Source organism: Mesorhizobium sp. M7A.F.Ca.MR.245.00.0.0, assembly GCF_003997415.1.
GTDB lineage: Bacteria > Pseudomonadota > Alphaproteobacteria > Rhizobiales > Rhizobiaceae > Mesorhizobium.
This window is the reverse complement of record NZ_RZTE01000019.1, coordinates 49,060-62,798: the sequence shown is the minus strand read 5'-3', so window position 1 is coordinate 62,798 and position 13,739 is coordinate 49,060. Positions and strand designations below refer to the sequence as shown.

General features: G+C 63.3%; 10 protein-coding genes. 7 read left to right on the top strand and 3 right to left on the bottom strand.

Translation table 11 applies throughout. The annotated features are described in order from the left end of the window. Positions 1-28: 28 nt before the first annotated feature. Positions 29-829: an SDR family NAD(P)-dependent oxidoreductase gene (locus EOB80_RS19785; RefSeq protein ID WP_127329227.1), complete on the bottom strand. Its 801-nt coding sequence runs from the start codon at positions 827-829 to the stop codon at positions 29-31. A gap of 165 nt (positions 830-994) precedes the next feature. On the opposite strand from EOB80_RS19785, the gene EOB80_RS19780 reads away from it, so the two are divergent. The 6 genes from EOB80_RS19780 (at position 995) to EOB80_RS19755 (ending at position 7,415) form a co-directional block, all read left to right on the top strand. Continuing rightward, complete coding sequence (locus EOB80_RS19780; protein WP_127329125.1) at positions 995-1,855, top strand: DeoR/GlpR family DNA-binding transcription regulator; 861 nt, start codon at positions 995-997, stop codon at positions 1,853-1,855. Positions 1,856-1,894: 39 nt separating this feature from the next. After that, positions 1,895-2,695, top strand: a complete 801-nt coding sequence (locus tag EOB80_RS19775; RefSeq protein ID WP_127329123.1) for a BtpA/SgcQ family protein — start codon at positions 1,895-1,897, stop codon at positions 2,693-2,695. Positions 2,696-2,857: 162 nt separating this feature from the next. Then, positions 2,858-4,378 (top strand): FGGY-family carbohydrate kinase, encoded by a 1,521-nt coding sequence (locus tag EOB80_RS19770; protein WP_127329121.1) that lies wholly within the window; start codon positions 2,858-2,860, stop codon positions 4,376-4,378. After that, positions 4,378-5,007 carry an HAD family phosphatase gene (locus tag EOB80_RS19765; protein ID WP_127318824.1) on the top strand — a complete coding sequence of 210 codons (630 nt, stop codon included), beginning with the start codon at positions 4,378-4,380 and terminating at the stop codon, positions 5,005-5,007. The genes EOB80_RS19770 and EOB80_RS19765 overlap by 1 nt, the downstream gene beginning before the upstream one ends. 153 nt (positions 5,008-5,160) lie before the next feature. Then, positions 5,161-6,147: a sugar kinase gene (locus EOB80_RS19760; RefSeq protein ID WP_127329119.1), complete on the top strand. Its 987-nt coding sequence runs from the start codon at positions 5,161-5,163 to the stop codon at positions 6,145-6,147. Further along, complete coding sequence (locus tag EOB80_RS19755; protein ID WP_127329117.1) at positions 6,147-7,415, top strand: D-tagatose-bisphosphate aldolase, class II, non-catalytic subunit; 1,269 nt, start codon at positions 6,147-6,149, stop codon at positions 7,413-7,415. The genes EOB80_RS19760 and EOB80_RS19755 overlap by 1 nt, the downstream gene beginning before the upstream one ends. A gap of 57 nt (positions 7,416-7,472) precedes the next feature. Here the strand turns inward: EOB80_RS19755 and EOB80_RS19750 are convergent, their stop codons facing one another. Together EOB80_RS19750 and tssH are read right to left on the bottom strand one after the other, a co-directional pair. Continuing rightward, on the bottom strand, positions 7,473-8,819 hold the full coding sequence (locus EOB80_RS19750; RefSeq protein ID WP_127329115.1) for an FAD-binding oxidoreductase: 1,347 nt from the start codon (positions 8,817-8,819) through the stop codon (positions 7,473-7,475). A gap of 653 nt (positions 8,820-9,472) precedes the next feature. After that, on the bottom strand, positions 9,473-12,253 hold the full coding sequence (gene tssH / locus EOB80_RS19745; protein ID WP_127329113.1) for a type VI secretion system ATPase TssH: 2,781 nt from the start codon (positions 12,251-12,253) through the stop codon (positions 9,473-9,475). A 308-nt stretch (positions 12,254-12,561) separates the two neighbouring features. On the opposite strand from tssH, the gene tssA reads away from it, so the two are divergent. Then, positions 12,562-13,734: a type VI secretion system protein TssA gene (gene tssA, locus EOB80_RS19740; protein WP_127329111.1), complete on the top strand. Its 1,173-nt coding sequence runs from the start codon at positions 12,562-12,564 to the stop codon at positions 13,732-13,734. The last annotated feature ends 5 nt before the right edge of the window (positions 13,735-13,739 follow it).

The following is a 13,739-nucleotide window of genomic DNA, read 5'->3' as shown; positions in this document are numbered from 1 at the left end:
AGGATCCGGTTACAGCCGCCAAAAGCCGTCAGGTCATGTAGACGCCGCCGGTCACGTTGACGCCCTGGCCAGTCATGAAGCGGGCTTGATCCGAGCAGAGGAACACGACGACGTCGGCGACATCCTCCGGCAACTCGAGCCGGCCGAGCGGCGTCTGCGCGATATAGTCGGCGACCACCCGTTCGGGCGTGACCTGCCGCAGATGCGCCTCCCATTCGACTTCGCGCGATTGCATGCCGGTCTTGACGAACCCCGGGCAGACGGCATTGACGCGGATTCCCTTGGGCGCGAGCTCGCGGGCAAAGGCCTGCGTCCAGCCGAGCACGGCGAACTTGGATGCCGAATAATGCGCCAGGAGCGGCGCACCGACCTTCGCGGCAAGCGAGGCGGTGTTGATGATGCAGCCTGTGCCTTGCTTGACAAAATGCCGTCCAGCGATCTGATTTGCGAGGAATACCCCGCGCGCATTGACCGAGAAGTTGAAGTCCCACTCCTCATCGGTCAGATCGAGCGCGTGCTGCATGGTGGACACGCCGGCATTGGCAATCAGGATATCGCAGCCGCCTAGCGCTTCCAGCACAGTGGCAAAGGCCGCCTCGACGGAATCGCGACGGCGAACATCGACCGTGACGGCGGCGGCACCGCCGCCAATCTCCTCGGCCGCCTTGCGCGCCGCGTCGGGATCCAGATCGCCGATCGCCACGGCGACACCCTGCCGCGTCAGGGCGGTCGCGATCGCGCGACCGATCCCCGCGCCGCCACCCGTCACAAAGGCACGCTTGCCCGCGAGTTCGGCAAGCACTGGAGGAATGACGGAGGCAGCCGGCATGGTCGTATTCTCTCTGCTTGGTGGCGGAACGCGTTCTGTTAATATTGAGATGCATACCAATAAATTCGAACACTGCAAACATATTTTTGTTTGAAAATGTTTGATCATGCGGTAGAGTTGAAGTTGCAGACCGCTTCGTCAGCGGCTTACCCACCGGATACATCGATGGCCGACGACACCGCCTCTCCTCTATCGTCCACGCATGGCGCACCGCGTGATGCCGACCGTCAGCGCCTTCTCGCGCACGATCGGCAGGCACGCATCCTGGCTTTCCTGCGCCGCACGGGGTCGCTCACCGTCGCTGCGGCAGCGGCCGAACTCGCCGTTTCCGACATGACGATCCGCCGCGATCTCGTCGAACTGGAACGCGAGGGCAGGCTGGTGCGAATCCATGGCGGCGCGATCGAGGCCGAGAACCCGCCGCTGGTCGCCATGGACAGTGAGGAGCCGAGTTTCGATTCGCGCTTGCGCCAGCGCCGTGACCCGAAGGCCGCGATTGCCGCCGCTGCGGCCGCCTTGGTTTCGGGATACCGCACGATCGCATTGGATGTCGGCACCACCACCTATCTGATGGCCGAGCACCTCAAGGACCTTCCGCACGCCAAGGTGTTCACCAACAGCCTCAGGATCGCGGCGGCGCTGAACGGCGGTGTGCCCGAAGTCTATGTTGCCGGCGGCCGCGTACGAGCCGACGAGATGTCGACCGGCGGACCCGCGGCCATCGCCCAGTTCGAGGCGCTGTGGTTCGATGTCGCCGTGATCGGCGTCTCCGGCATCACGGCGGACGGCCTCTTCGACTATTCCTTCGATGATACCGATATGAAGCGCGCCTATCTCAGACGCTCAGGCACCAAGATCGTGCTCTGCGATTCCGCCAAATTCCTGCGCATGTCGCTGGTGCGGATAGCGCCACTGTCGGACGTCGACATCCTCATCACCGATGCCGAGCCGCCGGCCAAGATCGCCGCGGCGCTCGCCGCGGCCAAGGTCGACCTGCGCATCGCGCCGCCGCTGACGCGCGACTGAGGCGCAACATTTTCACTTTATCCCCAAGGAGACGACTCGATGGTATTTGAATTTTTCGGCGACAAGAAGAAGGCTGTCATCTCGATGGCACATATCGGTGCCCTGCCGGGAACGCCCCTCTATGATGCCGATGGCGGCCTCGACAAGCTGATCGATGGCGTGCTCTCCGACATCCGCAAGCTGCAGAGCGGCGGCGTCGATGCCATCATGTTCGGCAACGAGAACGACCGCCCCTATGTCTTCAAGGCGCCGCCCGAAGGCATTGCCGCCATGACCGCGATCGTCCAGGCGGTGAAACCCGAGCTGACGGTGCCGTTTGGCGTCAATTATCTCTGGGACCCGACTGCCAGCGTCGCGATCGGGGCTGCCACCGGAGCCCGTTTCGTGCGCGAGATCTTCACCGGCCTGTTTGCTTCCGACATGGGCCTGTGGGAGCCCGATTGCGCCGCCGCCTCGCGCCTGCGGCACAATCTTGGCCGCGACGACATGAAGCTTCTCTTCAACATCAATGCAGAGTTCGCACACTCGCTCGACCAGCGTCCTATTGAATTGCGCGCCAAGAGCGCGGTGTTCTCGTCGATGGCCGACGCCATCCTCGTTTCCGGTCCGATCACTGGCCAGCCGGCCGACCAGTCCCACCTGCGCAGCGTCTGCGAGACGATCAAGGACGTGCCGGTCTTCGCCAACACCGGCGTGAACATCGACAATGTCCGCGATGTCCTTTCGCTGGCGAGCGGCGTCGTGATCGGGACCCATTTCAAGATCGATGGCAATACCTGGAACGCCGTCGACGGCGATCGGGTCAAACGCTTCATGGACGTTGTCGCCACTTTGCGCTGAGAACGGCTTCCACGGCGATGCCGGCCATCGCGCCGGCTCGCGGTGATCATATCGATCGTTGCGGGCCGGCGTCCGGAATGATCGACTGGTATCGAGCAGCGGGACACGACGAGGCAGACAGGTTCGCCCGCCTGCCCTTCCCGGCATTTCAATGGATTCGACATGGCGTTCGTTCTCGGTCTCGATATAGGCACCACCTCGACGATCGGCATTCTGATCCGGCTTCCCGATCAGGTGCTGGGCCTCGCCTCGCGCCCCGTCACGCTGCATTCCGAGCATGCGGGCTGGGCCGAGGAAGATCCCGCGCAATGGTGGACCAATGTCCGCGACATCGTGCAGGAGTTGCTGAGGACCAGCGGCATCAAGGCCGAAGAGATCGTGGCGATCGGCACCACCGGCATGCTGCCGGCGGTCGTTCTTCTGGACGACCAGGGCGAGGTGCTGCGACCGAGCATCCAGCAGAGCGACGGCCGCTGTGGCGCCGAAGTTGCCGAACTGCGGACCGAATGCGATGAGGCGGCTTTCATCGCCAAGGCCGGCAACGGCATCAACCAACAGCTGGTCACCGCAAAGCTGCGCTGGATAGAGCGTCACGAGCCGGAGGTGTTCAGCCGCATCGCCACCGTTTTCGGCTCCTATGACTATATCAACTGGCGCCTCACCGGCGAACGTGCGGTTGAGCAGAACTGGGCGCTGGAGGCCGGCTTCGTCGATGTTTCGACGCACCGGATCGACGACGACCTGGTGGCGCTCGCCCACATACCGCGCTCGGCCGTGCCACGAAAGATCGCCTCGCATGAGATCCTCGGTTCCGTCTCGGCGAAGACCGCGGATGAGACCGGCCTGATGGCGGGAACACCTGTCGTCGGTGGTGCGGCCGACATGATCGCTTCCGCGCTCGGCGCCGGAGTTGCCAAAACAGGCGATGTCCTCCTGAAATTCGGCGGCTCGGTCGATATCCTGATCGCCACCGATCAGATCAAGCCAGATCCCCGCATGTATCTCGATTACCATCTGGTGCCGGGCCTGTTCATGCCCAATGGCTGCATGTCGACCGGCGGCTCGGGCCTCAACTGGTTCGTACGCAATTTCGCCGGCGGCGAGATGGCTGCGGCACAGGCCGAGGGTATTTCGGTACACCAGCGGCTCGATGCGCTGGCGGCAGAGCGTCCCGCCGGTGCCGATGGCCTCATCATCCTGCCCTATTTCCTCGGCGAGAAGACGCCGATCCATGATCCAGCGGCCCGTGGCGTGATCTATGGGCTGACGCTGTCGCACGATATCGGCCATGTCTGGCGCGCTTTGCTCGAGGCCTATGCCTTTGCCATCGCGCATCATGTCGAGGTGCTCAACGACATGGGCCACCGGACCGAGCGCTATCTCGCCTCCGACGGCGGCTCAAGCAGCAAGGTCTGGATGCAGATTGTCGCGGATGTCCTGCAAAAGCCGGTCCAGCGCCTGACCGGGCACCCCGGCTCTTGCATCGGCGCTGCCTGGACGGCAGCGATCGGCGTCGGCCTGACCGACGACTGGTCGGGCGTTTCCGGTTTCGTCAGCTTCGCCGACCGGCTCGATCCCGACCTGCGCAAGGCTGACATCTACCGCGACGGCTATCGCCGCTATCGCGATCTTTATGCGCGCCTGTCGGCTCATGGCGCGACCAGAGCGGGATCGTCATCGTGATGTATCGCGCCGTCGCCTGGGACATCGACGGAACGCTGATCGACAGCGAGCCGTTGCATCATCAATCCCTCCTCGCCGGCTGCCGCAACTGGAACGTCGATCTTGACGACCTGCCCGACCAAGCCTTTCGCGGCATCCATATGGGCGACGTCTGGACAATGCTGCGTCCGCGTCTCCCGGTCGGGCTCGACCAGGCGGAGTGGCTCGCCGCTATCAATGCCCACTACGTCGCGAACCGGGCGAACGCCGTCCCGATCCCCGAGGCGGTCGAGACGATTCGGACCCTGGCTGACCGCGGCGTCCCGCAGGTCTGCGTCTCGAATTCCGGCCGGCAAGTCGTCAATGCCAATCTCGATGCGCTCGGCGTGCTCGACCATATGAGTCTCACAATCAGCCTCGACGACGTGTCGGCCGGCAAGCCCGACCCCACGCCCTATCGCGAGGCCTGCCGGCAGCTCGCCGTAGCTCCAGGGTCGGTGGTGGCCGTGGAAGACAGCCGCACCGGCACTAAGGCAGCACGAGCCGCCGGTCTGTTCGTGGTCGGCTATCTCCGCAGCGGCGGCCTGCTCGGCGACGTCGATCTCAGCACCAACCGCCTGTCGTCGATCCTGGACCTGTTTCCCGGCTGAGGGTTTGCGCGTCGTTCCAAGTGTGCGCTTGACCATGCATGCAGGTTTGTAGCGTGATGGCAGCTGATCGATTCACATCGATCCGATAGGAATCCTCTTGCGCCTCGGCGTCGTGAAACCGCGAACGACACCACACCCAGGATTGGACGCTTGATGAACGACCTCCCCCAAACACTTGCAGCGGACTCGCTCGGGCCAACCGTGACGATTGGAGAAATCCTGGTAGAGATCGTCGCGAGGCAGACGGGCACCGGCTTCCGGGAACCTATCGACCTCATTGGTCCCTTTCCGAGCGGCGCGCCCGCCATCTTCATCGATCAATGCGCACGTATGGGCGGAGCGGCCGCAATGGTGGGCGTGGTCGGCGACGACGATTTCGGCGTCGTCAACATGGAGCGCCTGAAGCGGGACGGCGTAGACACTTCAGCCATCGCTGTTTCCCCGGATTATCCGACGGGCAGCGCCTTTGTTCGCTACCGCACGGACGGAAGCCGCGATTTCGTCTACAACATCGCCAGATCCGCCGCCGCCCGACTGGAATGGAGCCCGCAGGTCGAGGCGCTGATCGCGCGTTGCGGGCATATCCATGTCATGGGAACGGTGTTCGCAAGTCCCGCAGCCTGGGCGATCACCGAACGCGCGATCCCGCTGATCAAGGCACGCGGCGGCACGATGTCGCTCGATCCGAACCTGCGCAAGGAATTGCTGGCGCACGGCCAGACCGAGGAGAAATTCGCCGGTCTGGTGGACGAAGCGGACCTGCTGCTGCCGTCGGGCAATGAATTGTTCCTGGCCGCCGGCACGGACGGGGAGGAACGCGCGATCGAGGCGCTGTTCAGACGAGGGGTCAAGGAGATCGCCGTGAAGCGCGGCGAACATGGCGCGTCAGCCCGTCAAAGCACCGGAGCCCGCGCCGATTGCCCCGGCCTGATCGTCGAGGAAACGGACCCCACCGGCGCCGGCGACTGTTTCGGCGGAGCCTATGTCGCATGCCGGCGGTTGGGCATGCCGCTGCGGACTTCGCTCGAATTCGCCAACGCGGCGGGGGCGCGCAACGTCACACGCCTCGGCCCCATGGAGGGAGCCGGCACACGCGCCGAACTGGAAGATTTCATGGCAAGAACGGCGAGAAGAAGCTGATGCGTGTGGGGATCGAAGATGTGCCGGCCCTGCACAGGGAAGGCAAGAAAATCGGAGTGACCTCGGTGTGTTCGGCGCACCCGCTGGTGCTGAAAGCCGCACTGCGCCACGGGCGGGAAACCGGCACCACCGTCCTGATCGAGGCGACGTGTAATCAGGTCAATCATCTGGGTGGTTATACGGGCATGACGCCGGCCGATTTCGCGGCGATGGTGGAAGCGCTCGCGGCAGCCGAGCAGTGCCCGCAAGAGCTGATCGTGCTTGGCGGGGATCATCTCGGCCCCAATCCCTGGAGAGACCGGCCCGCCGAGGAGGCGATGGCGCAGGCTGGGACGATGATCGATGCCTATGTCCGCGCCGGCTTCCGCAAGATCCACCTCGATGCCTCGATGGGCTGCGCGGGTGAACCGGCGGCGCTAGACGACCACACGGTGGCCGGGCGCGCGGCCAGGCTGGCAGGCGTCGCGGAGCAGGCGGCAGCGCAGAGCGGCGGGGCAAGCCCGGTTTACATCATCGGCACGGAAGTGCCGCCGCCCGGCGGCGCCAATCACACATTGGATGCGATCACCCCGACCAGTCCGGAGGCCGCTCGCCAGACACATGCCATTCATGCCCAGGCATTCCACACCGCCGGGCTTGAAAGCGCATTTTCCCGCGTCATCGGGCTTGTGGTGCAGCCGGGCGTGGAGTTCGGCAACCAGAATGTGATTTTCTACGATCGGCCAAAGGCCCGCGACCTGGCGGCAACCCTCGACAGATTGCCGTCGCTCATTTTCGAAGCCCATTCGACGGACTATCAAGGTGAGAGGCCGTTGCGTGAACTCGTCGAGGACGGCTTCGCCGTCCTCAAGGTCGGACCCGAGCTGACCTTCAAGCTGCGCGAGGCGCTGTACGCGCTCGACCTGATCGCTTCCGACCTGGTGCCTGGCTATGGCGAGCGGCCGCTTTACCACGCAATGGAAGAGCTGATGCAAGGCACCCCCAAGAATTGGGCAAGCCACTATCATGGAAGCGATGCCGACAAGCGGACGCTGCGCCACTACTCCTATTCCGATCGCATCCGATATTATTGGGCGATCCCGCAAGCCCGTGCCGCCTGCAACCGTCTCTTCGATACCTTGAACGGCCGCAAGGTGCCGGTGACGCTGTTTCTCCAGCACCTGCCTTCTGCAGTCACATGGGCTGACCGCGCCTGCGACGTCGAGGAGATCGCGATCGGTCACGTCCGGCGGAGCATCGAGGCCTACGCCGGGGCATGCGGCACCTGAACCCTTCGTCCGGTTGTTCAAGGCCAGAGCGGATGGGCTGGCGGGCGGCAGGAACGCTTACAGCGATGGCCCCAATCGGATCGGACTGCCGTCGCTGAAACGGGATTGACGGAACCTGTAGAGATTGTGCCCGGTCTCGTTGCCTTGGACGAGGTCGGACAGCACACGGCCAATGCCGGGTCCGATGCCGAAGCCGTGGCCACTCATCCCGGTCGCTATGACGAGACCTGGGATCGCAGCGGCGCGATCGACGATGGGCACGACATCAGGCATCGCATCGATCATGCCCGCCCAGCTCGCCTTGATCGGCACAGTCGTGAACTGAGGGAAAAGCTCCCTGAACCCGCGGTCGATGGCGCGAAGCGCCGACGTCTCGGGAGCGGGATTGAGGACCCGCATCCGTTCGAAAGGGCTTTCTTCATCCGCGTTCCATCTGCGCGGCGTCGACCAGCCATCCGGGTATCCTCGCGGCGCGGCCGGCAGGTAGCGCGTGCCGAAGGGATTGGCCATCAGGGCGCTGAAATATTTGCCCGCATGGCGAAATGCGTCCGGCCCTATGTAGAGTTGGCTACTGCCTCCCGATGCGAGCGTATACCCGCCATCCTGCCTGCGCCGGAAAGCGATGCATTCATCCGCGGCGGCACCGGTGTGGATTTCCGGCATCGGTGCTGTCGCGGCGACGGTCGCCCTGACGCTGAGCTGCGGAATCGAGATGCCGTGGGCGCGCAGAAAGAGCGACGTCCACGCGCCGCTGGCGACGACGACGCTCGAGGTCGCGATGTGCCCTTTCTCGGTCCAGACGCCACTGATGCGTCCCGCGGAGATGTCGAGCATACGTGCCGCGCAATTCTCGATGATCGTCACACCTTCGCGGGCCGCCAGGCGAGCAAGCGCGGGCACCGCGACCCAAGGTTCCGCCCGCATGTCCGATGGGGTGATCATTGCCCCTTTGAACGGTCGCGACATGGCAGGGATCAGGCTTGCCAACTCACCTTGGTCGAGGAGACGCGTGTCGACGCCATGAGCCTGGGCAACCTCGAGAAACTTCGCGAAACCGGCCATCTCCTTGTCTGTCCGCGCAAGATAGGTAACGCCCGTCTGCTTCAGTCCTATGTCCTCGCCACATTCCTGCGCCAGTTGCCGCCAGAGGCGCTGCGCTTCGATGACGATCGGCAGTTCGTCGGCATCGCGGCCCTGCTGTCGGATCCAGCCCCAATTGCGCGAGGATTGCTCGGCGGCGATGCGGCCCTTTTCCAGCAGCGTCACCGAGACGTTCCGTCGCGCCAGGAACAGTGCCGTGCTCACGCCAATGACCCCGCCGCCGATGATCACCACGTCCGAGGTCTTCGGCTGGGGCTGCTGGAACTGGATCGGGGTGGCTTCCGTGAAGGGGAAGATTGTCAAAGAGCATTATCCTTCCTGGTATTCCGCGGCGGCGTCCGGTCCACGCTGGCAGCGAGATCTGGGCAGCGATATCTGGCCGCCGTGAAATGTCGATACCACGCGAGGAGATTGATCGTCAGCTAGTGCTTGCAGACAAGAACGGCGACAGATCGCGGGTCTGGAAGAGCCCTGGCCAATGAGTCCTGAAACCGCCGGCAGGCCGGCCCAACTAGTCTGAACCTTGAGCGCGAAGGCCAGAATGCAATAGGTATCACAAAACCGCCAAAATGGCTCAAGGGCCAGAGCAATTCCGCAAAATCGTCCAACCAATCAATTACTTACAGGAAAAATCCGATGGTACCGTTGGCTGGGATCTATCCCCGGATCAACATATTGTTTTTATTACGTTTTTTCTGCTCCGACGTCCGATTTGTATCACAATAGGTATCACAATCTGTAGCACCTTCTCCGCGACCCTTGGATGCTTCGCCCACAGCGGTCGCAGCGCGTTTGACTAAAGCCACTCGCAGATCCGGTGTCGTGGCAGGTTAAAGAATACCGTCATTCTCTAACCGATAGCGTCATACGAATTCACCGCCACCGGCCGCTCCCAGGCTAGTCGGCTCAGCTTGCCTATGCACGAAGAAGCCGAAGCAAACCGTCATCAACTTTCCTTACTCGAAGGAATAGGTGAAGCCCTCCTTGGAGGCGCCGACGGTTACCCTTGTCATCCTTTCGCCCTCGAGCGAGCGGTTCAGCACGCCGCGGCTCAATTCCGGCAGCAGCGTGTTTGTCAGGATGGCATCGATCATCCGCCCGCCGGATTCGATCTCGGTGCAGCGGGCCTTGACCAGGTCCATGACGCCATCGCCGATCACCAATTCTGCGTCGTTGGTCGCACGCAGCCGGCGAGCGATCTTGGCAAACTGGTGACGGGTGATCGCTTCGATCATCGAATCCGAGAGCGGATAGTAAGGAATGGTCACCACCCGGCCAAGAAAGGCCGCAGGGAAGACCTTCAGCAACGGGCTGCGCAGCGCGGTGTCCAGATCGTCGAGCCCTGCCCGCAGCGTGCCATTCCTGGTCCGATCCATGATGACTTCGGAGCCGACATTCGAGGTGAGCAGGATCAGCGTGTTCTTGAAATCGATGCGCCGGCCCTCGCTGTCGTCCATCATCCCCTTGTCGAAGACCTGGAAGAAGATTTCGTGCACGTCAGGATGCGCCTTCTCGACCTCGTCGAGCAGGATCACCGAATAGGGTTTGCGGCGGACCGCCTCGGTCAGGATGCCGCCCTTGCCGTAGCCGACATATCCGGGCGGCGCCCCCTTCAAGGTAGAGACCGTGTGCGCCTCCTGGAACTCGGACATGTTGATCGAGATCAGGTTCTGCTCGCCGCCGTAGAGCGTCTCGGCCAAGGCCAATGCGGTTTCGGTCTTGCCAACGCCCGAGGGGCCGCAGAGCAGGAACACGCCCACCGGCTTCTCCGGCGCGCCGAGCCCGGCGCGGCTGGTCTGCACACGCTTGGCAATCATCTCCATGGCGTGATCCTGGCCGACCACGCGTTCGGACAGAGTGCTGGCCAGCCGCAGCGCTTTTTCGGTCTGGCTCGACAGCATCCGCCCCGTCGGGATGCCGGTCCAGTCCTGAACGACCGCCGCCACGGCGTTGCGGTCGACCGACGGCAGGATCAGCGGCGTCTCGCCTTGCGCCTCGGCCAGTTCGACCATCAGTTCGCGCAACCGGGTGAGATCGGCGGCCGGATCGGGTGGAGGGGCATTGGCAGCCGCCGGTGCCTCCACATTGATTTTGGCCGTTTTGGTCTTGGGCGTTTCGACCTTGGGCAGCGGAGTCTCAACCGAGTCCGTGCCTGCTGTTTCGCTATTGGTCTCCGGTGTCTCCACTGCATCGAGCGGCACACCTTCGCCGCGCAGCCTGGCGCGCAGTTCGAGTATTTCGGCAACGAGTGCCTTTTCCCCGTCCCAACGCTCCTGTGCGGCGGCGAGCATGACTTCGGTTTCGGCTAACCCGGTGTCGACCCGTGCCTGCCGGTCGCTCACCTCGATGCCGATCGCGGCCTCGCGACCGATGATGCCGCGCTCGACCTCCAGCGCCTGGCGTCGGCGCATGATGTCCTCGACCTCCGCCGGCGTGGCGTGCTGCGATATGGCGACACGGGCGCAAGCGGTGTCGAGAAGGCTCACCGCCTTGTCAGGCAGTTGCCGCGCCGGGATATAGCGATGCGAGAGACCAACCGCCGCCTCGATCGCCTCATCCAATATCTGCACCTTGTGGTGCTGTTCAAGAACGCCGGCGATACCGCGCAACATGAGAACGGCCACCGCCTCGGACGGCTCGTCGATCTTGACTACCTGGAAACGGCGGGTCAGCGCCGGATCCTTCTCGATGTGCTGCTTGTACTCGGCCCAGGTCGTTGCCGCGATCGTGCGCAGTTCGCCGCGCGCCAGCGCCGGCTTCAGCAGATTGGCCGCGTCGCCTGTTCCAGCCGCGCCGCCAGCGCCAATCAAGGTGTGAGCCTCATCGATGAACAGGATGACCGGCGTTTCGGAAGACTGCACCTCATCGATGACTGCCTTCAGCCGCTTTTCGAACTCCCCCTTTACGCTTGCACCCGCCTGCATCAATCCGACATCGAGCATGCGCACACTGACCCCTCGCAGTGTCGGCGGCACGTCGTCCGCAGCGATACGCAAGGCAAAGCCCTCGACGACCGCGGTCTTGCCGACCCCGGCCTCACCGGTCAGGATCGGGTTGTTTTGCCGGCGTCGCATCAGGATATCGACGATCTGCCTGATCTCTGGATCGCGGCCGACAACCGGATCTATCTTGCCGTCGCGGGCGCGCTGGGTCAGGTCGGTGGCGTATTTCGCCAGCGCCGAATCCCCACCCGGAGGCCGCCGCGGCGCCTCTGCGGTGGAGACCGTGGTCGAGGCGCCGGCTTCGAGCGAGCCCTCCATGACCTCGGCAAACCGTGCGATGACCGCGGCGGCGTCGATCTTGTCAAACTCGCCGCTGATCTTCGACAGCAGGCCTTCCAGGACCGGCGTCTTCAGGCAGGCAAGGAGAATGTGGGCGCTGCGGACTTCCTCGACGCTGAACTCCAGCGTGGCCAGGTTCCAGGCTTCCTGAATGGCATGGAAGATATGGTCCGAAAATTCCTCGATCGACGTTGCGCCGTAAGGCAGCTTGTCGACGGCGCGGGTCATATCGGCGGTGAGCCGGCTCGCATCAAGGCCCGCATCGGCGATTATCATTTGCACATCCGAACGGTCGGAAAGTACCAGTTGCTCGATGAAGTGGACGAGCTCGACGTAAGGATTGCCGCGCAGTTTGGCGGTGTCGGCCGCAGCCTTGAAGGCGCGCACACCGACAGGATTGAGCTTGCCGACCAGTTCCTTGCGTTTGAAGGTCTGCGATGACCGGCGCTGTTCCATCGAACGTGCTCCTGCAATCTGCCAGTCGATAACCTGCCACATAAGCCGTCACTTGACAAAGCGTGATGAACAGCGCCCCTTCCGCTTGTGGAGAGTGCCGCACCATCAGATGCAAACAACCACGCAATTGTCCGCCTCGGTGTAATTTCACATAAGGGTCAGCAATCTGGCCAAGGGTTCCAGCAACCCAAGACGCGGCTTGGTCAGCTTTCGTTAATTTTTTGAGCAGTGCTTGAATTGTGGTAAAGTGCAACCGTGTGATACCGTAGGGTCACGTACGGTTTGAGGGCCGATCGCTGGGGGTTGGTGTGATTGATGTCGCACTCTGGCTTGCTCCGCTCGACGGTGAAAATCCGTCAGGGGAGGATTTGCGCAACGACCCGGCTTTTCATGAGCTGGAGCGCCTGACGGAACCCGAGATCAAGGTCGTCCACGACGGCCAGAACAAACCCGCCTCGCAAAGCACCATTCCGGTCGACTGGCCCGCGGTGCTCGCCAAGGCGGAGGAATTGCGTGCGCATGGCCGGGACCTGCGCCTGCTCGTCGTCGTCACGCGCGCGCTGGCCAATGAAGAAGGACTGGCCGGGCTCGCGCAGGGGCTGGCCCTTATTGCGCAGACCTTCGACCAGCATTGGGAAACAATGCATCCGGCACTGCGGCCCAACGCTTTGCCACGCGATGCCGCCTTGCGCCGTATCAACGCGCTGCTCGACCTCCAGAATGGTCAGGAGGGGTTGTTGGCGAACCTGCGGCAAATGACGTTCTTTGCGCCACGTGCGATCGGCCCGATCCAGGGCAAGGATCTGGAAAGGTGTGCGCTCGACGACCGTGTCATGCTCCAGGAAGCCGCCTCGGGATTGAACGTGGCAGAAAAGGCCGCACTGGTCAGTGCGCACGGACAATTGTTGAACCGGGTGCGTGCTGGATGTGCGGCACAGATGGATCAAGCCAACGCAGAAATGGTCTTGCTCGTCGCCAACGCCCGGGCAGCGATCGCAGCCCTTGATGCGGTCGAGACCGCTCTCAACGCCCGTCTCGAGGGCGGCGGCGCTCCTGTTCCGGAATTGAAGCGGTTTCTGCAGCGTCTGCTGACGACCCTCGAACGGAATTCGGCAGCCGGCGCCTTGGCGAATGGCGCGGCCGAGCCGCCCACGCCGGCAGAACCGGCAACGCCTGCTCGAAACGGTCACGGAGCCGATACTATGGCAAGGGCGGCAAGCTACGCGGACTCGAGCACGGGGCTTCCCGACCGGATTTCCTCGCGCGACGACGTGGTGAAATGCCTCGACCTCGTCGTCGCCTTTTATGACCGCACTGAACCGTCGAGCCCGATTCCGCACCTAGCGCGGCGCGTGCGCCGGATGGTGCACATGGATTTCGTTGAACTGATGGAAGATCTCGCGCCGTCGGGGCTGAAGGAATTCCGGCTCCTTGCCGGCGTTCCCGATGTCAAGAAGACGGCTCAGAAGGATGAAAGGTAACAGCA